The sequence below is a fragment of the Streptomyces sp. NPDC102451 genome, from assembly GCF_044765485.1.
Taxonomy (GTDB): Bacteria; Actinomycetota; Actinomycetes; order Streptomycetales; family Streptomycetaceae; genus Streptomyces.
Window position 1 is genome coordinate 163,219 of record NZ_JBIWKD010000012.1, and the last position, 20,136, is coordinate 183,354.

Consider the following 20,136-nt stretch of genomic DNA (forward strand, 5'->3'; position numbering starts at 1 on the left):
GCACCGATGTCCGACAGCACACCGGAATCCGCGGCGCCTGACCGGCCGGACGCCACGGTGCACGACCCACGGGGCGCTTCCGGACATCCGCGGAAGGGCTCCCGGCCCCATGCGCGGACCTCGCTCTGGCTGACCGCCCTCTCCCTCCCCCCTCTCGCCCTGCTCGCCGCTGCCGCGTGGTTCGGGAGGTCGGTCCGGCCCGGCGCGGACGACTGGTGCTTCCTCCCGACGGTGCGGGACGAGGGCGTCACGGGTCTCGTCGGCCGGTTCTACCTCGACGACAACGGGCGGGTCGCCAACGCCGTACTGGTCGGCGCCTACGCGAAGTTCCAGGTCCCGGGCCACCAGTGGTTCGGCCCTGTCACCGGTGTGCTGACGCTCGTGGTGCTGTGGGCGGTGGCGGTCCTCGCGCTGCGCCGCCTCCGGCTCACCGTGCCGCGCGGGCTGCCGCTGCTGATCGCGGCCACGGCGACCGCGCTCTTCCTGTTCGCCACGCCCAACACGTACAAGACGTTCTACTGGCCGGCCGCGTCGGTCTCGCACACGATGCCACCGGTGCTGGCCTGCGCCGCGCTGCTGCCTTTCCTGGCGGCCCGTTCGCGCCGTGGCAGGGGTGTGGCGGTCGCCGTGGCCCTCCTCGCCGGCCTGACCATCGGCACCCTCTCGGAGGAGACCGCCATCGTCGTGGCGGTGCTGCTGGTCACCGTCCTCGTCCTCAGCGGCCGTGCCGCCGCCGGCTCTTCCCGGTCCTTCCTCCGTCTCTGGTGCGCGGCGGGCGTCACCGGGGTCGCCGCCGGGGGCCTGGTCCTGATCACCTCACCCGGCTCGAACAACCGGCGGGAGCGGTTCGGGGCGGGTACGACGTCCATGGTCGCGCCGGAGTCGCTCGCCGCCTCGTTGCGGGGATTCGCGGAGATCGCGCTGACCGTGGCCACCACCTGGCAGTACGCCGGGGCGGTCGCGGTGGGGGTGCTCCTGGGGCTGTTGTGCCGGCGCCCGGACGGGAGCGCGCCCGTCCTGCCCGCCCACTGGCGTCCGACGGCCTGCGCGATGGTGGCCGCACTCCTCGTATCCGGTTTCCTCTGCACGGTCGTGACCTATCCGGTGTTCCAGGACCGGGTGAGTGATCCCAGCGCCAACCGGCTCTGGAACGACTACCTGTTGGCCTACGTGGCCCTGCTCGTCGGTGCCGGAGCGCTGCTGGGGTCGGTTGCCCGGCAGCGGGCGCGCGGGACCGGCCCTCTGCGGGCGGCGTGCGCGGTGCTCTGCGTCCTGGTCTGCTTCGGGCCGGCCGTGGCGCTGCTCGACCTCGACACGGCCATGCGCGACCGGGCCGTGAAGTGGGACGCCCAGGACCGCCGGCTGCGCGAGGGGGCGGGCGCGGGGGCCAGGGTCCTTCCGTACGAGCGTCTCGTGATCAGCCAGATGCTGGAGCCGTTCAACCGGCGGAAGGACTCCTACTGGCCCGGCGGATGCGTCGCCGACTACTACCGGATCGACCGCATCACCCACGCCACCCGGCCCCCGGGCAGCGGGTAGGGCGGACATCCCGTTCCCGGGCACGCACCGAAGCTTGCTGCTATTGTTCTACTTCAATGCAAACAACTTCGGGGGAGAGTCAGATGACCGCCATCAGAAGGGGTGCCCTGACGGCCGTGCCGTTCGGTGTCGCCACCGCCGCGTACGCCGGAGTCTTCCTGGCGCACCACGACCGGCTGCCCGGACGGATCGCCACCCACTTCTCCTCGGGCGGCGGGGCGAACGACTACATGAGCCGGACCACCGCACTGTGGTTCGGGTGTGTGCTGCTCGCCGGTCTCGGGCTGCTGTTCACCGTCCTGACCCTGGCCTCCAAGGAGAGTGCGGGATCGAGGCTCAATGCCGCCGTCGGAGCGGGTACGGCGGTCACCGTCGGCTATCCGCTGGTCCTCACCGTCCTCGTCAACACGGACGTCCAGGACCCGGCCGAGGCACAACTCCCCCTGTGGCACGTCGCCGTGCTGCTCGGCGCGGGAGTGGCCACCGGCGCCCTGGCCTGGTGGCTGATGGGCCCGGCTCCGCGGCCGGAGCCCACGCCACCGGCGCCCTCGCTGCCCCTGGCCGAGGGCGAAGCGGCCTCCTGGAGCCGCACCATGGTGTCCCGCGTGCTGCTGTCGACGGGCGGCGCCGTCACGCTCGTCGGGGTCTTCACGCTGGCCCTCGGCACCTGGCAGGCAGGACTGCTGCCGCTCGTCCTCGGCCCCGTCCTCGTCGCTTCCGCCGGCGTCCGGGTCACCGTCGACCGCCGCGGCCTGACGGTCACCTCGACGGTCCTGCCCCGGCCCCGGCTCGCGCTGCCGCTCGGCGGCATCACCGGCGCCGACAGCGTCGAGGTCGACGCCGTGGGAGAATTCGGCGGTTGGGGCTACCGCATACGCCCGAACCGGCGGGGCGTGCTGCTGCGTTCGGGAGAGGCACTCTCCGTCCGTACGACGAAGGGACGCGAGTACGTCGTCACCGTCGACGACTCGCCCACCGCGGCCGCGCTGCTCAACGGCCTGGCGGAACGTCACGCAAGGGAGCTCGACTAACCATGTTGTTCCGGGTGCTCCCCGGCTCGCCCGTACCCCTGGGCGAGCAGATCGCCGCCTGCGTGCGGGGAGCGATCGCCAACGGCACGGCGGCTCCGGGTGAGCGGCTGCCGCCCGCCCGCGAGGTCGCCGAGTCCCTGGGCGTCAACGTGCACACCGTCCTCCGCGGCTACCAGCGCCTGCGTGACGAGAGCCTGATCGAGCTGCGCCGCGGCCGGGGCGCGGTGATCACCGCGGCGCCCGGCGCCGCGGGTCAGGCCCGTCTCACCGAGGCCGTGCACGGGCTCATCGGCCGGGCGCGCGAACTCGGCCTCACGGACCAGGAGTTCCTGGCCCTGGTCCACAACGGCCTGGCGAGCACGCCCGCCCTCGCGCCTCCCGGTCCGGGAGATCCGGCGCGCTGAACGGGCGATGCGTGAGCGCGGCCCGCAGGGGTCGCCTGTCCGCCCGGAATCAGTAACACGCGTGACATACGTGCCTGTTGAAGCATTCCCGATGTGATCATAGACTTCACCGCCGTCGGCTCCGGTTCACGTCCGCGTCCGTGATCCAGCTGCGTGGATGTGCGCGACCACCGGTGCGCTCCTCACGTCGGGCGGGGCCGCTGCTCGGCCTGCACCACTGCGAAACCCCGTACCCAGCCAGCCGGGAGAAGCATGTGAGAGCACGTCGCACGGCCACCTGGGCCGCCTCCGCCCTCGTCACCACCCTCGCGCTGACCGGCGTACTCGCCGGTCCCGCAGCCGCCTCCGCGCCCACCGAGGCGCAGGACCGCACGGGGCCGGTCGCCACCGCGCCCGACCCCGTCACACATCAGGAGAACGACCGCGTCCCCGAGGGCTCCCTCTGGACGCAGCACTACTTCCCGTCCTCGGACCGCTCCGGCACCGAACTGCACGCCGACGTGCTGCTGCCGGAGGGGCTGCCGAAGAAGGCCAAGGTGCCCGTCATCCTGTCGGTCGGCCCCTACTTCGGGCACTCCGGGCAGTCGGACGCCGAGGGCTGGACGCACACCGGCCCCTCCTCCCGCTTCCAGGACTTCATCGAGGGCACGGACCTGTTCGACCAGGGTTACGCCTTCGTCATGGTGGACCTGCGCGGCTTCGGCGGCTCCACCGGCTGCCTCGACTGGGGCGGCCCCGGCGAGCAGGCGGACGTGAAGGCGGCGATCGACTGGGCCGCGAAGCAGTCCTGGTCCACGGGGGCCGTGGGCCTGTACGGGAAGTCCTACGACGCCTCGACGGGTCTCATCGGCAACAACCTGGACCAGCGCGCCCTCAAGGCCGTCGTCGCCCAGGAGCCCGTCTGGGACATGTACCAGTACATCTACTCGAACGGCGTGCCCCGCCCGAACGTCACCGGCACCGCCAACGCCTACAACTCCATCGCCACGCTCGGCCAGCTGCCGGACGACGACCCGCACTACCTGGCCAACTCCCGTTACGAGGAGGACCATCCGGAGTGCCTGACGCAGAATGCGGCCGGTTACCGGATCGCCGACCAGAAGGACGCGTTCTGGACCTCACGGGACCTGGCGAAGGCGGCCAGGGGAACCGACACCCCGCTCTTCGTCACACAGGGCTTCATCGAGAACAACACCAAGCCCGAGGAGATGCAGGAGTACCTGGACAACCACAAGGGCCCCGAGCGCGGCTGGGTCGGCCAGTGGGAGCACGTACGCGGCGGTGACCGCACCAGTGACGGGCGCCTGTCCATGGGGCGTGAGGGCTGGTACGACGAGACACTCTCCTTCTACGACCAGTATCTCAAGGGCATCAGGCCCGCGGTCCGCTACCCGGCCTACTCCGTCGAGGACTCCACCGGCGCCTGGCGTGCCCAGAAGACCTGGCCGGTCGTGGAGCGTTCCGTCGAGCTGCCCCTCGGCGCCGGCTCGTACGTGGATGACGGCGGCCTCTCCTCCCTCGCCGCACTGGCGACGTCCGGACTGCCGGAACTCCGGGGGCGCGCAAAGGTGTCCGGGGAGTGGGACATGGAGAACGCTCCCACGCTCGACCCGGTGCTGCCGGAGGGCCTGGCCGAGGGACAGGCCAGGCTCCAGAGAACCGGGGCGGTCACATCGAGCTTCTTCGTGTGGTCCAAGGCGCTCAAGAAGGCCGTACGGGTCACGGGCACCCCGCAGATCTCCCTGACCGCCAAGGGGAAGGGGAACGTCATGCTCAAGCTGTACGACGTCGCCCCGGACGGCACCGCCGTCATGTTCGACGAGCAGGTCTCGCTGCTGGACACGGGCAGGCTCACCGTCGACCTCAAGGCGACCGACTGGACGCTGGCGGCCGGGCACGTCCTGGCGGCGGAGATCGGGTCCATCCGGACCGGCTCGTGGCGCGACACGCCCTCCGGCGAGAAGATCCAGGTCAAGGGGGCAAAGCTCCGGCTGGCCCTGGACGACCCGTCCGACGACGTCGCCACCGGAGGTGCCCGCTCGCCGTTCCTGGACACCTACCTGCGCCAGTACACGGTGGACCTGCCTGCCGGTCCCGCCACGTTCACGGTGGTCCCCGGCGGCCGCCTCTGACCCTCCGGAAGGCACCGCATGCGGGTGACGATGACGACGAGTGCCGCGGCACGGGCCGGCCGGGTGAACGAGGACTTCGCCGGCGCCGTGCCGACGGCGGCCGTGCTGGTCGACGGCGCCGGCATCCCCGGCTCCGAGTCCCTCTGCCGGCACGGCGTGGCCTGGTACGCCACGCGCCTGGGAAGCAGCCTTCTGGGCCTCCTGTCGCTGGTACCGGACCGCGGCCTCCCCGCGCTGCTGGCCGAGGCGATCGAGCAGGTGACGGACGTGCACCGGGACACCTGCGAGGTCGCCGACGTCATCGGTCCGTCGGCGGCCGTGGCCGTCCTGCGTCTGTCCGGCGGCCTCGTCGAGTACGCGGTGCTGGGTGACGCGACCGTCGTGCTCGACCGGACGGACGGCACGCCGCTCGTCGTCTCCGACCCCCGGGAGGTGGTCATCAGCCGGTCGTACGAGTCCGCGCTCGAAGCCACCTCCCGGGGCAGCGACGCCTACCACCGGGTTCTCCGGGACCTGCGGTCCAACCGGAACCGGCCGGGCGGTTTCTGGGTGGCCAAGGACGATCCGCGGGCCGCGGACGAGGCGGTCACCGGAAGCTGCCCGGTCTCCGGGCTGTCCGGTGCCGTCCTGCTCAGCAACGGCGCGAGCAGCATCGTGGACCGGTTCGGGATCTGCGACTGGCCGGAGGTCATGGCCGTCCTGGGGGCGAGCGGCCCCGACGAAATCATCCGCCGTGTCCGGCGGGCTGAGGCGCGCCATGCGGTGGCGCCGGACGATGCGACGGTCGCGCACTGCACCGGCCTCGACGGGGTCTGACGCCCGCCGGGGCCGGCCTCGGGCCCGGACCACGACCGCACTTCTGCCTCCCCCGGTCTCACCTGCTGACACGGTGACCGGTCAGGACTTGAGCCGGGCGGTGCGGCTCCCCCACAATGCCTGGCATGACCGCTGCTGCCGACTTCCTCGTGGGGCGCCTGCACGTCGACCTGTGTCGCCAGTCCAGCGCGACCTGTCGCGGCTGACGCCTGCCGGGCCCTTGGGGCCTCAGCGCCACCTGCCCTGAGCCTCCGGCGCATCCGCACCCCCCACGGCACCGCACCGCGGCCGATTCCCCCTGTGTCCTCGCGTGCCTCGGCGCGTACCTGAACGTACGCCGCCGGGCAGCTGCGGCATGCCCTGCGCGGCATGCCGGCACGCCGTCCTCCGCACCCCCTCCGGAGCCCCGTATGTCTGCCCTCACCTTCCATTGGTTCCTGCCCACGACCGGTGACAGCCGTCACGTCGTCGGCGGCGGCCACGGCTCGACGCCAGGCACCGCCGGCGGAGACCGCCCGGCCTCCATCGAGTACCTCGGCCAGATAGCCCGCACCGCCGAACAGCTCGGCTTCGTCGGGGCGCTCACCCCGACGGGCGCGTGGTGCGAGGACGCCTGGCTGACCACGGCCATGCTCACCCAGGTCACCGAGCGGCTGAAGTTCCTCGTGGCCTTCCGCCCCGGCCAGATCAGCCCGACGCTGTCGGCGCAGATGGCGGCGACCTACCAGCGGCAGTCCCACGGCCGGCTGCTGCTGAACGTCGTGACGGGAGGTGAGTCCGCCGAGCAGCGCGCGTACGGCGACTTCCTCGACAAGGACCAGCGCTACGCCCGTACCGGGGAGTTCCTGGACGTCGTGCGGCGGCTCTGGGCCGGTGAGACGGTCGACCACCATGGCGAGCATCTGCGGGTCGAGGGCGCCGCGTTGAACCGGCTGCCCGACCCGGTGCCGCAGATCTACTTCGGCGGCTCGTCACCCGCGGCCGGTGAGGTGGCGGCGCGGTACACCGATGTGTATCTGACCTGGGGCGAACCCCCGCAGCAGGTGAAGCAGAAGATCGACTGGGTGCGCTCGCTGGCCGCCGCCCAGGGACGCGACGTACGGTTCGGCATCCGTCTGCACACCATCACCCGGGACACCTCGGCGCAGGCGTGGGCCGAGGCGGAGCGGCTCCTGGCCGCGATGGACCCGGAGCGCGTCAAGGCCGTGCAGGAGGGCCTGGCGACCAGCGAGTCCGAGGGGCAGCGGCGGATGCGCGCGCTGCACAACAGCGGGGACACCGGCAATCTGGAGATCTACCCCAATCTGTGGGCGGGCGTCGGCCTGGTCCGGGGCGGTGCGGGCACGGCCCTGGTGGGCAGCCACACGGAGGTCGCCGACCTCATCGAGGAGTACCACCGGCTGGGCATCGAGGAGTTCGTCCTCTCCGGCGTGCCGCATCTGGAGGAGGCGTACTGGTTCGGCGAGGGGGTTCTGCCGGTGCTGGAGAAGCGTGGTCTGTGGCAGCACCCGGCCGGTCCGCGCCCCGTCGAGGCGGGCATCGTCCCGTTCGCGGGCCGTTGAGCGCCGCCCCCGTGCCCTCGGAGGCACGGCACAGCGATCCGCAGCCGGATCAGGAGTCCGCGGAGTCCACGTCCCCGGGCCGGCTGAGGACCGTGGTGTTCGCCAGCCTGCTGGGCACCACGGTGGAGTGGTACGACTTCTTCCTCTACAGCACCGCTGCCGGCCTGGTGTTCAACAAGCTGTTCTTCCCCACCGCCGACGGCACGGTCGGCACGATGCTGTCGTTCGCGACGTTCGCGGTGGGCTTCGTCGCCCGTCCGGTGGGCGGGCTGCTCTTCGGGCACCTCGGTGACCGGATCGGCCGTAAGCACACCCTGGCCTTCACCATGGGCCTCATGGGCGTCTCCACCGCGCTCATCGGCCTGCTGCCCACGTACCAGCAGGTCGGTGTCCTCGCTCCCGCTCTGCTCCTGGTCCTGCGTGTCGCCCAGGGCGTGGCGCTGGGCGGGGAGTGGGCCGGGGCGGTGCTGCTGGCCGTGGAGTACGGGCCGCCAGGGCGCAAGGGCCGGTTCGGCAGCTACCCGCAGATCGGGCTGGCGCTCGGACTCGCCCTGGGCACCGGGGTGTTCGCCCTGCTGAGCAATGTGCTCAGCGAGTCGGCGTTCATCGACTACGGATGGCGCATCGCCTTCCTCATCAGCCTGGTGCTCGTCGTGGTCGGGCTGACCGTACGTCTGAAGATCGACGAGACGCCCGCCTTCAAGGCCGCACGCCGCCTCCAGGAACTGCCGCGCGCGGCACCGCTGGTGGAGCTGTGGCGTGAGCCCGCCGCGCGCCGGCACGTGGTGCTGGGCATGCTCGCACGGTGGGGCGAGGGCGCGGCCTTCAACACCTGGGCGGTCTTCGCCATCACGTACGCGACCGGGACGCTCGCCCTGGACCGTACTCCGGTGCTGCTCGCGGTGACGGCCGCGGCGCTCGTCATGGCCGCGATGATCCCGGTGTCCGGGTCCGCCGTCGACCGTTACGGTGCCCGCCGGGTCTACCTCGTGGGCATGGCCGCCTTCACCGTCTCGGTCCTCCCTGCGTTCTGGCTCTTCGGCACGGGCGGGACCTGGGCGTTCGCGGCGGCCCTCGTCGTGACGCTGGGGATCGTGCACGGCTCCTTCTACGGCGCCCAGGGCACCCTGTTCGCCGGCCTGTTCGCCACACCGGTCCGGTACACGGGCATGTCGTTCGTCTACCAGATGTCCGGCATCTTCGCGTCCGGCATCACTCCGCTGATCATGACCGCGCTCCTGGCGCTCGGTACGGGCAGCCCCTGGTGGGCCTGCGGCTACCTGGCGCTGACCGGCGTGGTGAGCGTATGGGCGACCGGCCGGCTGCGGGACGGGGACCAGCACGTTCCGACCGGGCGGACGGCACCGGCCCCCTCCTCGCCGGCGGACCCGTCCGTCCTGGTGGAGGCGGGCGCGGGAAGTGCCGGGAGCAGCCGGGCCTGAGTCCTCGGCACGGACCGGGCGGCGAGCCGAGGCCCGGGCGCAGCGGCGAGCCGCGCCCCGGCCTCGGCTCGCCGCTGTGCCCGGGCCGGGGGCGGGCCGTCAGGTGCCCGGCCTCAGCCGGGACCACAGCTCCCGTTCCACCTCCGTCGGCGGAACGTGGGCAGCCAGGCGCTCCGGGTGACCCGGGGGAAGGCGGGCGGGGGCCTCGTGCGCGCCCGTCCGCCGGGACGGCCCGTCCTCCTGCCACAGCCAGGCTGCCGGAATCCCCCACAGGCCGCAGCCGATGGAGAAGAGGCCCGGCCCCATCAGGGCCAGCAGCTCGGCCCAGTGCTGTCTGCCGGACACGGGGCCCTCACCCGAACGCGGGGAGGTCGAGGTGTTCGCGCAGGGTGGTGCCCCGGTACTCGGTGCGGTAGACGCCGCGTTCCTGGAGTTCCGGGACGAGCTTGTCGACGATGTCCGTGACGGAGGCCGGAAGCAGGTGCGGCAGGAGGTTGAAGCCGTCGACCGCGCGGGTGTCGACGTAGCGGGTCCACTCGTCGGCGACGGACGAAGGGGTACCGACGAACGACGGGTGTCCCGGGGACACTTCGAGCGCAAGCTCGCGTATGGACAGACCGCGTTCGGCCGCGAGGTCCCGCCACTTCTGGATCTGCGCCGCCTTGCCGCTGCGGCGCTCGATGGAGATCGTGCCGCGTGAGGGGTCGAGTTCCTCCTCGCTGGGCTCGATGTCGGGCAGCGGGCCGTCCGGGTCGTAGGCGGACAGGTCGGTGCCCCAGTACTGCTCGAAGAAGGCGATGGCCCGCACTCCGTTGACCTGCTCGCCACGCACCCAGCGTGCCTTCTCCTCCGCGTCGGCCGCGGTGTCACCGAGGACGACGCTCGCTCCCGGCAGGATCCGCAGCGAGTCCGGCGTCCGGCCGTGGCGGGCCAGCCGGTCGCGCAGGTCGGCGGCGTACGCGACGGCCTTGCCGTATTCGGTGTTGGCGGAGAACACCACGTCGGCGTGGCGGGCGGCGAGTTCACGGCCGCCGTCGGAGTCCCCGGCCTGGAACAGCACCGGGCGGCCCTGCGGGCTGCCGGGCACGGTGGCGGTCGCGCGCAGTGACACGAGGTCGGTGTCCCGCTCCACCTGGCTGATCGAGCCGGGGCGCGCCCAGCTCGCGGCGTGGCCGTCGGACGCGACGGCGTCCGGCGCCCAGGACGCCCACAGCTCCTTGGCGGCTTCGACGAACTGTCCGGCGCGCTCGTAGCGGCGTTCGTGCTCCAGCCAGCCGCCGTGCCGGAAGTTGGCCCCGGTCCAGGCGTTGTCGGTGGTGACGATGTTCCAGCCGGCCCGGCCCTCGGACAGCAGGTCCAGGCTGGCCAGCCGGCGAGCCAGGTCGGCCGGATAGTTGTACGTGGTGTTCTGGGTGGCCACCAGGCCGATCCGTTCGGTCACGGCGGCGAGCGCGGACAGCTGGGTGATCGCGTCGGGCCGGCCCGCCACATCGAGGTCGAAGACCTTGCCGCGGTTCTCCCGTACCCTCAGGCCCTCGCCGAGGAAGAACGCGTCGAACAGGCCTCGCTCCAGGGCCCGTGCGATGTCGGCGAACGTCTCGAACTCCGTGTGCGAGGGTGCGTGCGGATCGGTCCAGATCAGCTGGGGCCCGACGCCTGTGAAGAAGACGCCGAGGTGGATCTGGGGACGGGGATTCTGTTCGGTCATGGCACTCACCTCAGGCGTTCGTGGCCGCCGCGGCGGCGTATCGGTTGGCGGGACGGGCAAGGCCGAGCGATTCGCGCAGCGTGGTGCCGGCCCGGGGCACACGCTGCGGCCCCGCCCCGGCCACCTGCGGCAGCACCCGCTCGGCCAGCACCGGCAGGTCGACGGCGAGTACGGCCGGATGCAGCCTGACCCCGTCGACCGACTCGGCCAGCTCGCGCAGCAGGTCGAGCAGTGACTCCGGGGAGCCGACGTGGCGCAGCCGTCCGGACTCCGGCCATGCGGCGGCACCGTCCAGCTCGGCGAGCCGGTCCGTGGCCGGGACAGCCGCGTCGAGGACCACCTCCACCTCGGCGAAGACCAGTGGCGCGCCCGCCTCCCTGGCCGTGGCCGCGCGGGCCGCGACCGCGGCGGGATCCGGCCGCCCGACCAGGACCACGTCGGCGCGGGCGTCGGCGTCCAGCACGTCCGGGGTGAGGACGACGATCTGGCCCTGCGGCGGACGTGGAGTGATCAACGGCCCCTTGACGGTGAAGGTCGCTCCTTCGAAGTCGATGTGGTGCACCCGTCGCGAGTCCAGGAACCGTCCGCTCGCCACGTCCTTGATGACCGCGTCGTCCTCCCACGAGTCCCACAGGGCGCGGGCGGTGTCGATGACATCGGCGGTCTCACGGACGAGCGCGGCGGCGGAGGGCGCCGCTCCCCCGACGGTGGCGAGGTCGTCCCGGCCCGCCGCCGCACCGACCACCCAGCCGGCCCTGCCGTGCGAGGCGTGGTCCAGACTCGCCAGCTGGGTGGCGAGGTGGAACGGTTCCGTCGTGGCGACGTGCAGGGTGGGCGCGAGGCCGATCCGGTCGGTCAGGGGCGCGGCGTACGAGGCACGGGTCCCGGCCTCCAGCCGTCCGGCCGGCTCCGGGCCCGCGCCGGGCGGCAGGGGTGAGTCGGCGAAGGTGACGAGGACGAAGCCCGCGTCCTCGGCCGCGGCGACCACATCGCGCAGCGCACGGGGGCCGAGGACGGCACCCGGCGGGCGCCCGGAGTGGCGCCAGGCGGCGGGGTGTGCGCCGTCGCCGTCGACTTCCAGGGCGAGGCGCAGTCCGGCGAACCCGGCATCGCGGTCAGTCATGGGGTGGTACCTCCGGTCGAAGTGGAGTCAGGTGCGTACGAGTTGGCAGGGGACGGGGCGGGGGTGTGCGCGGCGGCGGGAGGGCGGTGTGCGGGAACTGCCCGGTCATGGAGGGGCGTTGAGGCGGCCGTCCGCTGCCGGGACAGCCACAGCGCCACCGCGAGTGCGGCGAGGACGGCCGCCGCGGCGCCCGACGCCATGCCCCAGCGCACCCCGGCGTGCTGGGACACCCAGCCGATCACCGGACCGCCGATCGGGGCCCCGCCCATCGAGATCACGGTGTAGACGGCCATCACCCGCCCGCGCATCGCGTCGCTGACCTCCGACTGGACGAAGGCGCTGACCGCCGTGTTGAGCGTCATCAGCACGAATCCGGCCGGCAGCAGCAGGGCGAGGAAGGTGACGTACGTCGGCATGAAGGCGGCCAGCACCTCGCACAGCCCGAACAGCACCGCACCGGTGACCACCGTCCGTACCTTGGGCGAGGCCCGGCGTGTGGCCACGAGCGTTCCGGCGATCGTGCCGATCGACAGGGCGGTCGACATGAACCCGAGACCGCTGGAGCCGACGTCGAAGACCCGGCCGGCGAACAGCGTGAGGGTCGTGGAGAAGTTCAGGGCGAAGGTGGAGACCAGGCCGAAGACCGCGAAGACGGCGATCAGTTCGGGCCGCGCACCGACGTAACGCAGCCCGGCCACGCCCGCTCCCACCCAGGGGGGCCGCTCACTGCCGGCCGGTCTCGGCTGGGGACGGATCGTCAGCAGGCCCGCGAGAACCACCGCGAAGGACACGGAGTTCACCGCGAACACCCCGCCCGTGCCGATCAGGGCGATCAGCACTCCGGCGACGGCGGGGCCGATCAGCCGGGCCGCGTTCAGGGACAGGATGTTCAGCCCCGCCGCGTTGGTGATCAGGGATGTCCCGACCAGCTCCGTCACGAAGGAGAGCCGGGCGGGGTTCTCCACCGTGAACACACAGCCCAGGCAGAACGACAGCACGTAGATCAGCCACAGCGGCGCGTTCCCGGACAGGACGGTGACCGTCAGGAGCAGCGCCTGGAGCGCGTACAGGGACTGCGCCCACAGCAGCAGGGTGCGTCGGTCGTACCGGTCGGCGAGCACCCCTCCCCACAGACCGAACGCCAGGACCGGGGCGAACTGCAGCCCCGCCGCCCAGCCGACGGCGGTCCCGCTGTGGGTCAGGTTCAGCACGAACCAGTCCAGCGCCACCCCCTGCATCGCGGTGCCGGTGTTGCTGATCAGGCCCGTGCTCCAGTAGATCCGGTAGTCACGCACCCGCAGTGCGGCGAAGACGCCTGGTCGTGCGGTGCTCTTGGGCACCGTGATCCTCTCGGTCAGGTGTGCGGGCATGCCGGATTCGGCGGTTGCCCCGCACGGGGCTCGCGGCAGACGTCGGCGCGGGAGAAGGGAGTGCGGACGCACGGGGGCACGCGGGCTGTCACTGGGGGCGCGCGGTCAGACTGCGGCGCGGACCGGAGCGAGCGGCCTGTATGTGCTCAGCGGCGCGGAGCGGTCCTCGGACACAGCGCGCTGCTCACCCTGAGGAGGTCGACGTGGCGCCGGGCGACCAGCGGCCCGGAGGCCCCGGCGTGGGACGGCACACTACTGTCGCACTCGCGGGAGGATCGCGTCTGCATGCGCCGGTCACCTCACAGCCGTCGGGTGGGTCAGCGGCACGACGGGAGCCGCTGATGCGTGTGATCTCTTCACGTTATCCGTTCGACCACGGTTGAACAATGCCGTGCCGTGAGCCGCCAAGGCTTCCTTCTCATACCGGTGTTCGAGCTGATACGTTGCGTGGCACCGTCCCCGGTGGACGATGCCACATGTGTGAAAGGACCGCGCCTCCCATGCCGTACCAGCCGAATGCCGCCGGGGCCACGCCCCCGAGCCGGGCTGCTGGTATGCACCGCGCGGGATTTTTCCGGCCCCGCCTCTCGGCCCGTCGGCACATCGATCTGCACCGCGTCTCCAGCGCCATCTGTCAGGCCTGACGTCATTACCGCCTGACCGGCCCGCGTCACGGCCTGGCCTGTTCCTGCGTACAGAACTGTCTTCGCAGGTCATCCTCCGTGCCCGGGCGATTCCCCCTTTTCTGGAGAAACGCCGATGTCCGGACCACGTTCCCAGCACCGCTCCGCCCTTGCCGCACTCGCCGCCGTCACCGTCCTGTCGCTCTCCGCCACCGCCTGCTCCTCGTCCTCCGCGGACGACGCGGGCGGCTCGACCCCGCACTCCGGGGGCCATCTGACCTTCGCCCTGGCATCCGACCCGATCTGCGTCGACCCGCAGCAGGCGGGCAACAACGACGCGATCTACCCGGCCCGCCAGTTGGTGGACTCGCTGACCGACCAGGACCCGAAGACGGGGAAGATCGTGCCCTGGCTGGCGAAGTCCTGGGAGGTGAGCGAGGACGCGACGACGTTCACCTTCCACCTCCGTGAGGGGGCCACCTTCAGCGACGGCACCCCCGTGAACGCCGCCTCGGTGAAGAGCAACTTCGACGGAGTCATCGGGCTGGGGGCGGAGGCTGTCCTCGGCAGCAGCTATCTGGCCGGCTACAGGAGCACCAAGGTCGTCGACGAGTACACCGCCGAGGTCACCTTCTCCGCCCCCAACGCGCAGTTCCTGCAAGCGACATCGACGTTCACGCTCGGGCTGCTCGCCGAGTCGACGGTCAAGCTGCCCGCCGACGAACGGTGCACGGACAACCTGGTCGGCTCCGGGCCGTTCACCCTCGTCGACTACACACCGAACAAGTCCGTGGAGGAGCGCAGGCGCGCGGGATACGACTGGGGCTCCTCGCTGTGGAGCCGCAAGGGCCCCGCCTATCTGGAGAAGCTGTCCTTCAAGGTGATCCCCGAGTCGGGGGTGCGCACCGGAAGCCTGCAGTCCGGCCAGGTCGACGCGGTGGGCGGAGTGGCGCCGCAGGACGAGGACGGGCTGAAGGGCGCCGGTTTCGTGCTGCAGAGCCGGGCCAACCCGGGGCTTCCGTTCGCGCTGTCGCCGAACGTGGCGCGGCCGGTCACCAAGGACATCAAGGTCCGTCAGGCGATCCAGAAGGCCCTGGACCGTCAGGAGATCGTCGACACGGTCCTGAGCGGCAGCTACAAGCCGGCCACGAGTTCACTGGCAAGCACCACGGCCGACTACACCGATCTGGGCGACCGGCTCGGCCACGACGCCGCGGGCGCCGCGAAACTGCTCGACGAGGCCGGTTGGAAGACCGGCTCGGACGGCATCCGTACGAAGAACGGGAAGAAGCTCTCCCTCAAGGTCGTGTGGGCGTCCAACTTCGGCCCCAACCAGACCGCCCTGGAGCTGATCCAGCAGCAGCTCAAGAAGGCCGGGATCCAGATCACCCTGCAGTCCTCCACCATCGGGGACTTCGTCGCGCTCCGGCAGAAGGGTGACTACGACTTCTCCTGGGGCAACTCGACCCGGGTGGACCCCGACATCCTGCGGACCGGGTTCTCCAGCAAGCTGCTCAACTTCGGCCACCTCTCCGACGGCGAACTGGACGGCCTCCTGGACAAGCAGGCATCCGCGAGCGACCCGGCCCGGCGCGCCGAGTACGTGGCGCAGGCCCAGCAGACCGTGCTGGGCAAGGCGTACCAGATCCCGGTGTTCGAACTCACCACCGTCCTGGGCCTGTCCGAGAAGGTCCACGACCTGGACTTCGAAGCCTCGTCCAGGCTGCAGTTCCACGACACGTGGCTGTCATGAGGAAGTATCTGGCGCGACGGCTGGCGCAGGCGGTGTTCGTCCTCTGGGCGGCGTTCACCCTGTCCTTCGCGGTGCTGTACCTGCTGCCCGGCGACCCGGTGTCGATCATGGCGGCAGGCGGCGGCGAGACCAACGACATCAGCCCGGAGCAGCTCGCCGAGCTGAAGAAGTCGTACGGACTCGACAAGCCGGTCGTCGAGCAGTACGGCACCCAGCTCTGGCACGCGCTCCAGGGGGACTTCGGGACCTCGGTGCAGAGCGGCGACGAGGTGGGTCATCTCATCGCCACGAGCCTGCCGGCCACGCTGGAGCTCACCTCCGCGGCCCTGCTGCTGGCCCTGGCCCTGGGCGGGGGCGTGGCACTCCTCGGTACGTACACCCGGTGGCGCTGGCTGCGGCAGGCGCTGCTGTCGCTGCCGGCGCTCGGTGTGTCCGCGCCGACGTTCCTGGTCGGGCTGGTGCTGGTGCAGTTCTTCTCGTTCCGGTGGGGCCTGCTGCCCGCCATCGGCAACGAGGGCTTCGACAGTCTGGTCCTGCCGGTGATCACCCTGTCCCTGCCCGCCGGTGCGGTGATCGCCCAGGTCTTCGCCAAGAGCCTGCGGACCACGCTGGCCGAGCCCTACGTCGAGACCGCGCTGGCCAAGGGCGCGAGCCGGGCGCGTGTGCACTTCCGGCACGCCACCCGCAACGCGTCCATCCCCCCGCTGACGGTGCTGGGCGTGCTGGTCGGCAATCTGCTGGCGGGCTCGGTGGTCGTGGAGACGGTGTTCTCCAGGACCGGGGTGGGGCGGATCACCGCCACGGCGGTGAGTGCCCAGGACATTCCGGTGGTCCAGGGACTGGTGGTGTTCGGCGCGCTGGTGTTCGTCCTGGCGAATCTGGCGGTCGATCTCGTCTATCCGCTGCTCGATCCGAGGATCACGACGGCCGGGGCGGTGGCGCCATGACCGAGCTGATGACCGCCGAGGCGCTGACCGGCACGCCGAAGGGCACGCGCCCGCCGGCCCCCGACCAGGCGGTGCGGGAGGGGGCGGGGGAACGGGCCCGGCGCCTGGGCAGGTTCCTGCTGCGCTCCCCCGGGCTGGTGCTGTCGGTCGTGCTGGTGGCGCTGGTGATCGTGGCGGCGTTCTTCCCGGGCGTGTTCACCTCGCAGGATCCGTTGTCCGGGGTTCCCCGGGAGAGGCTTCAGGGCCCCGGTGCGGACCATCTCTTCGGCACCGACCAGCTGGGCCGTGATCTGTTCGCCAGGGTGGTGCACGGCTCCGCGCTGTCGCTCCAGGCGACCGTGGTCGCGGTGGCCGTGGGCCTGCTGGTGGGGTCACTGGCCGGACTGCTGGCGGGGTACCTCGGCGGTCGTGTCGACGATGTGCTGATGCGTGCCGCCGACGTCCTGCTGGCCATCCCGAGCCTGCTGCTGTCGCTGGCCGTGGTGACCGCGCTGGGCTTCGGGACGGTCAAGGTCGCCATCGCCGTGGGCATCGCGAGCGTGGCGACTTTCGCCCGGGTCATGCGCTCCGAGGTCCTGCGGGTGCGCGGTGCGGTGTACGTGGAGGCGGCACGCTCCTCCGGGGCCCGCTGGTTCACGGTGCTGTTCCGGCATGTGCTGCCGAACTCCGCGGGTCCGGTACTGGTGTACGCCGCCCTCGACTTCGGCGCCGTCATCCTGCAGGTGTCCGCGCTCAGTTTCCTGGGCTACGGCGCCGTCCCGCCGGCCCCCGAGTGGGGCTCGCTGGTGTCGGGCGGCCGCGACTACCTGGCCACGGCCTGGTGGCTGACCACCCTGCCCGGCCTGACCATCGCGGCCACCGTACTGGCCGCCAACCGGATCTCCCGTGCACTGGACGGGGAAGGCAGGGAGACACGATGAGCGACGAACCACTCCTCGACGTACGTGGCTTGCGGGTGTCCTACCGCACCCGCTCGGGCATCGTTCCGGCCGTGCGCGGAGTCGACCTGACCGTGGGGGCGGGCGAGGTCGTGGCCGTGGTCGGCGAATCCGGCTCCGGCAAGAGCACGACGGCGCACTCGGTGATCGGGCTGCTGCCGGCCGGTGGCGAGGTGCGGGGCGGGCAGGTCCTCTTCGACGGTGTCGATCTGGCCCTGGTCGAGGACAAGGAGCTCCGGGCACGCCGCGGCCGCGACATCGGGCTGATCCCGCAGGATCCGATGGTGTCGCTCAACCCCGTGCAGCGCATCGGGGCCCAGGTCGCCGAGGTGCTGCTGATCCACGGGCTCGCCGACCGGGACACCGCGGCGGCACAGGCCGTGGAGATCCTCGGCCAGGCCGGTCTGCCCGACCCCGGCGTACGGGCCCGGCAGTATCCTCACGAGCTCTCCGGCGGGATGCGGCAGCGGGTGCTGATCGCCATCGCGGTGGCCGCCAGGCCCCGGCTGGTCATCGCCGACGAGCCGACCAGCGCCCTGGACGTCACTGTGCAGCGGCAGATCCTGGACCACATCGGAAACCTCACCCGGGAGTCGGGCACCGCCGTGCTGCTGATCACCCATGACCTCGGGGTCGCGGCGGACCGCGCGCAGCGGATCGTGGTCATGGCCCAGGGTGAGGTCGTCGAGACGGGCTCCACGGAGCAGGTGCTGAACGACCCACGGCATGCCTATACGCAGCAGTTGCTGGCCGCCGCGCCGAGCCTGGCGGGAGGCCGGCTGGTGGCCAGGCGCCGGGATGCCCCCGGACCGTCCGGCGTACCGGCGGGCGCGGCACCGGACAATCCGCGCAGGGCCGACGGGGCCACGGATCTCGTCGTCGCCCGTAACCTCGTGAAGACGTTCCCGCTGCCTGTCGGGACGGGCGGGCCGGGCGGCTCCCGGACACTGCGGGCGGTCGACGACGTCAGTTTCCGCATCGGCCGCGGCGAGACGTTCGCGCTGGTCGGCGAGTCGGGTTCCGGCAAGTCCACCACGGCGCGCCTCGTGGTGCGGCTGGCGGATCCGTCCGAGGGCGCCATCACCTTCGACGGGCGGGACATCACCCGGCTGCGCGGCGGCAAGCTGCGCCGGCTCCGGCGGCGGATGCAGATCGTGTACCAGAGCCCGTACGCGTCACTGGACCCGCGCCAGTCCGTCGCGGAGGTGATCGCCGAGCCCCTGCGGGCGTTCGGCGTCGGCAGCCGCAGGGAGCGGTCGCAACGGGCGTCCGACCTGCTGGAACGGGTGTCGCTGCCGTCATCCGTGCTGCGCCGCAGGCCGTCCGAACTGTCCGGCGGCCAGCGGCAGCGGGTGGCCATCGCCCGGGCGCTCGCCCTGGAACCCGACCTGGTCGTGTGCGACGAGCCGGTGTCGGCGCTGGACGTGTCCGCGCAGTCGCAGATACTGGAGCTGCTCGTGGATCTCCAGCGTGACCTGGGCCTGAGCTACCTCTTCATCTCCCACGACCTAGCCGTGGTGCGCCAGATCGCCGACCGGGTGGGGGTGATGCGGCACGGACGTCTGGTCGAGACGGGCACGACGGACGACATCTTCGCGGCGCCGGCCGATCCGTACACGAAGGAGCTGCTCGCCGCCATCCCCGGCAAGCAGCGGGTGGCCGCCGCTCACTGAACCCCGGGCCCCGTGCGCGGGGTTCAGGGACCGAGGGGCGGCTTCGACGCAAGGAGCACTGCATTGGACGTCCACGCATCGCTGACCGACGTGGTCGGCAACACGCCGCTGGTGCGGCTGAACCGTGTCACCGGCGCGGCGCCCGCACCCGTCTACGTAAAACTGGAGTACGTCAATCCGGGCGGCAGCGTTAAGGACCGCATCGCTCTGTCGATGGTCGAAGCGGCCGAGGAGGCCGGGCAGTTGCTGCCGGGCGGCACCATCGTCGAGGGCACCTCGGGCAATACGGGAGTCGGCCTCGCCATGGTCGCCGCGCAGCGCGGCTACCGTTGCGTCTTCGCGATCCCGGAGAAGAGCAGCGCCGAGAAGATCGCCGTACTGCGCGCCTACGGTGCCGAGGTCATCGTCTGCCCCAGCGATGTGCCGCGCGAACATCCCGCTCATGTGCACTCCGTCGCCGACCGTGTCGCCGCGGAGACCCCGGGCGGCTGGCTGGCGAACCAGTACGACAACCCGGCCAATCCCCGGGCCCACTACCGCACCACGGGGCCGGAGATCTGGCGGCAGACCGACGGGCTCATCACCCACCTGGTGTCCGGGATCGGCACCGGCGGCACCATCACCGGGACCGGCGAGTATCTCAAGGAGGTGAGTGGTGGCCGGGTGACGGTAGTCGGCGCCGACCCGGAGGCCTCGCTCTACTCCGGCGGTGACGGCAGCCCGTACTACGTGGAGAGCATCGGCCGGTACCGCCACCCCGAGACGGTGGACGACACCTGGCCGCAGTCCTACCACCCTGCGGTCGTGGACCGGTTCGAGCGGGTCAGCGACCACGACTCCCTGCTGACCGCCCGGCGCCTGGCCCGGGAGGAGGGGCTGCTGGTCGGCGGCTCCGCGGGCACCGCGGTCGCCGCCGCTCTGCGGGTGGCCGCCGGACTGGGCCCGGACGACCTCGTGGTGGTCCTGCTGCCGGACTCCGGCCGTAACTATCTCTCCAAGGTCTTCGACGACGACTGGCTCCGCGGCCTCGGTCTGCTGGACGACGACGTGCCCGCCGAGCCCGACCCCACGACGG

18 protein-coding genes and 1 pseudogene are annotated in these 20,136 nt (G+C 71.8%); 14 read left to right on the forward strand and 5 right to left on the reverse strand.

Going from position 1 to position 20,136, the window contains the following annotated elements:
• Positions 1–6 precede the first annotated feature (6 nt).
• From ACIRD8_RS25325 to ACIRD8_RS25360, 8 genes are all read left to right on the forward strand, one after another.
• A complete protein-coding gene (locus ACIRD8_RS25325) occupies positions 7–1,539 on the forward strand; it encodes a DUF6056 family protein (RefSeq protein WP_403995756.1) in 1,533 nt (510 codons plus the stop codon).
• Positions 1,540–1,622: 83 nt separating this feature from the next.
• Complete coding sequence (locus ACIRD8_RS25330; protein ID WP_403995760.1) at positions 1,623–2,570, forward strand: DUF1648 domain-containing protein; 948 nt, start codon at positions 1,623–1,625, stop codon at positions 2,568–2,570.
• A 2-nt stretch (positions 2,571–2,572) separates the two neighbouring features.
• On the forward strand, positions 2,573–2,974 hold the full coding sequence (locus tag ACIRD8_RS25335; protein WP_403995763.1) for a GntR family transcriptional regulator: 402 nt from the start codon (positions 2,573–2,575) through the stop codon (positions 2,972–2,974).
• 254 nt (positions 2,975–3,228) lie between these two features.
• Positions 3,229–5,106, forward strand: a complete 1,878-nt coding sequence (locus ACIRD8_RS25340) for a CocE/NonD family hydrolase (RefSeq protein WP_403995766.1) — start codon at positions 3,229–3,231, stop codon at positions 5,104–5,106.
• Between the two features lie 30 nt (positions 5,107–5,136).
• Complete coding sequence (locus ACIRD8_RS25345; protein WP_403995769.1) at positions 5,137–5,922, forward strand: integrase; 786 nt, start codon at positions 5,137–5,139, stop codon at positions 5,920–5,922.
• A 125-nt stretch (positions 5,923–6,047) separates the two neighbouring features.
• Positions 6,048–6,128, forward strand: coding sequence for a putative leader peptide (locus ACIRD8_RS25350; RefSeq protein ID WP_403995946.1), 81 nt, complete (start codon positions 6,048–6,050; stop codon positions 6,126–6,128).
• A gap of 204 nt (positions 6,129–6,332) precedes the next feature.
• A complete protein-coding gene (locus tag ACIRD8_RS25355) occupies positions 6,333–7,484 on the forward strand; it encodes an LLM class flavin-dependent oxidoreductase (RefSeq protein ID WP_403995772.1) in 1,152 nt (383 codons plus the stop codon).
• 11 nt (positions 7,485–7,495) lie between these two features.
• Entirely contained in the window at positions 7,496–8,926 is a 1,431-nt protein-coding gene (locus tag ACIRD8_RS25360) for an MFS transporter (RefSeq protein ID WP_403995775.1), read from the forward strand.
• Positions 8,927–9,025: 99 nt separating this feature from the next.
• Here the strand turns inward: ACIRD8_RS25360 and ACIRD8_RS25365 are convergent, their stop codons facing one another.
• The 5 genes from ACIRD8_RS25365 to ACIRD8_RS25385 all read right to left on the reverse strand — a co-directional run bounded on the left by ACIRD8_RS25365 (position 9,026) and on the right by ACIRD8_RS25385 (position 13,414).
• Entirely contained in the window at positions 9,026–9,271 is a 246-nt protein-coding gene (locus ACIRD8_RS25365) for a DUF6059 family protein (protein ID WP_403995778.1), read from the reverse strand.
• A gap of 7 nt (positions 9,272–9,278) precedes the next feature.
• Positions 9,279–10,634 (reverse strand): NtaA/DmoA family FMN-dependent monooxygenase, encoded by a 1,356-nt coding sequence (locus tag ACIRD8_RS25370; protein WP_403995781.1) that lies wholly within the window; start codon positions 10,632–10,634, stop codon positions 9,279–9,281.
• A gap of 10 nt (positions 10,635–10,644) precedes the next feature.
• Complete coding sequence (locus tag ACIRD8_RS25375) at positions 10,645–11,757, reverse strand: LLM class flavin-dependent oxidoreductase (RefSeq protein WP_403995784.1); 1,113 nt, start codon at positions 11,755–11,757, stop codon at positions 10,645–10,647.
• A complete protein-coding gene (locus ACIRD8_RS25380) occupies positions 11,754–13,127 on the reverse strand; it encodes an MFS transporter (RefSeq protein ID WP_403995787.1) in 1,374 nt (457 codons plus the stop codon). The genes ACIRD8_RS25375 and ACIRD8_RS25380 overlap by 4 nt, the downstream gene beginning before the upstream one ends.
• Before the next feature lie 146 nt (positions 13,128–13,273).
• Complete coding sequence (locus tag ACIRD8_RS25385) at positions 13,274–13,414, reverse strand: putative leader peptide (RefSeq protein ID WP_403995790.1); 141 nt, start codon at positions 13,412–13,414, stop codon at positions 13,274–13,276.
• 267 nt (positions 13,415–13,681) lie between these two features.
• On the opposite strand from ACIRD8_RS25385, the gene ACIRD8_RS25390 reads away from it, so the two are divergent.
• The 6 genes and pseudogenes from ACIRD8_RS25390 to ACIRD8_RS25415 form a co-directional block, all read left to right on the forward strand.
• Positions 13,682–13,771, forward strand: a complete 90-nt coding sequence (locus ACIRD8_RS25390; RefSeq protein ID WP_403995949.1) for a putative leader peptide — start codon at positions 13,682–13,684, stop codon at positions 13,769–13,771.
• A 115-nt stretch (positions 13,772–13,886) separates the two neighbouring features.
• Positions 13,887–15,503: an ABC transporter substrate-binding protein gene (locus ACIRD8_RS25395; RefSeq protein ID WP_403995793.1), complete on the forward strand. Its 1,617-nt coding sequence runs from the start codon at positions 13,887–13,889 to the stop codon at positions 15,501–15,503.
• A complete protein-coding gene (locus tag ACIRD8_RS25400) occupies positions 15,500–16,450 on the forward strand; it encodes an ABC transporter permease (protein WP_403995796.1) in 951 nt (316 codons plus the stop codon). The genes ACIRD8_RS25395 and ACIRD8_RS25400 overlap by 4 nt, the downstream gene beginning before the upstream one ends.
• A complete protein-coding gene (locus ACIRD8_RS25405; protein ID WP_403995799.1) occupies positions 16,447–17,370 on the forward strand; it encodes an ABC transporter permease in 924 nt (307 codons plus the stop codon). The genes ACIRD8_RS25400 and ACIRD8_RS25405 overlap by 4 nt, the downstream gene beginning before the upstream one ends.
• On the forward strand, positions 17,367–19,061 hold the full coding sequence (locus ACIRD8_RS25410; protein ID WP_403995802.1) for a dipeptide ABC transporter ATP-binding protein: 1,695 nt from the start codon (positions 17,367–17,369) through the stop codon (positions 19,059–19,061). The genes ACIRD8_RS25405 and ACIRD8_RS25410 overlap by 4 nt, the downstream gene beginning before the upstream one ends.
• A gap of 63 nt (positions 19,062–19,124) precedes the next feature.
• Positions 19,125–20,117, forward strand: a pseudogene (locus ACIRD8_RS25415) (PLP-dependent cysteine synthase family protein); the annotation flags it as partial.
• Positions 20,118–20,136: the final 19 nt, after the last annotated feature.

What these genes read in the sequence shown, in the direction of transcription:
- ACIRD8_RS25350 (WP_403995946.1), top strand. Translation starts at nt 6,048, where the DNA reads ATGACCGCTGCTGCCGACTTCCTCGTGGGGCGCCTGCACGTCGACCTG.
- ACIRD8_RS25355 (WP_403995772.1), top strand. Translation starts at nt 6,333, where the DNA reads ATGTCTGCCCTCACCTTCCATTGGTTCCTGCCCACGACCGGTGACAGC.
- ACIRD8_RS25370 (WP_403995781.1), bottom strand. Translation starts at nt 10,634, where the DNA reads ATGACCGAACAGAATCCCCGTCCCCAGATCCACCTCGGCGTCTTCTTC.
- ACIRD8_RS25405 (WP_403995799.1), top strand. Translation starts at nt 16,447, where the DNA reads ATGACCGAGCTGATGACCGCCGAGGCGCTGACCGGCACGCCGAAGGGC.
- ACIRD8_RS25325 (WP_403995756.1), top strand. Translation starts at nt 7, where the DNA reads ATGTCCGACAGCACACCGGAATCCGCGGCGCCTGACCGGCCGGACGCC.
- ACIRD8_RS25410 (WP_403995802.1), top strand. Translation starts at nt 17,367, where the DNA reads ATGAGCGACGAACCACTCCTCGACGTACGTGGCTTGCGGGTGTCCTAC.
- ACIRD8_RS25380 (WP_403995787.1), bottom strand. Translation starts at nt 13,127, where the DNA reads ATGCCCGCACACCTGACCGAGAGGATCACGGTGCCCAAGAGCACCGCA.
- ACIRD8_RS25390 (WP_403995949.1), top strand. Translation starts at nt 13,682, where the DNA reads ATGCACCGCGCGGGATTTTTCCGGCCCCGCCTCTCGGCCCGTCGGCAC.
- ACIRD8_RS25345 (WP_403995769.1), top strand. Translation starts at nt 5,137, where the DNA reads ATGACGACGAGTGCCGCGGCACGGGCCGGCCGGGTGAACGAGGACTTC.
- ACIRD8_RS25385 (WP_403995790.1), bottom strand. Translation starts at nt 13,414, where the DNA reads ATGCAGACGCGATCCTCCCGCGAGTGCGACAGTAGTGTGCCGTCCCAC.
- ACIRD8_RS25395 (WP_403995793.1), top strand. Translation starts at nt 13,887, where the DNA reads ATGTCCGGACCACGTTCCCAGCACCGCTCCGCCCTTGCCGCACTCGCC.
- ACIRD8_RS25375 (WP_403995784.1), bottom strand. Translation starts at nt 11,757, where the DNA reads ATGACTGACCGCGATGCCGGGTTCGCCGGACTGCGCCTCGCCCTGGAA.
- ACIRD8_RS25335 (WP_403995763.1), top strand. Translation starts at nt 2,573, where the DNA reads ATGTTGTTCCGGGTGCTCCCCGGCTCGCCCGTACCCCTGGGCGAGCAG.
- ACIRD8_RS25400 (WP_403995796.1), top strand. Translation starts at nt 15,500, where the DNA reads ATGAGGAAGTATCTGGCGCGACGGCTGGCGCAGGCGGTGTTCGTCCTC.
- ACIRD8_RS25330 (WP_403995760.1), top strand. Translation starts at nt 1,623, where the DNA reads ATGACCGCCATCAGAAGGGGTGCCCTGACGGCCGTGCCGTTCGGTGTC.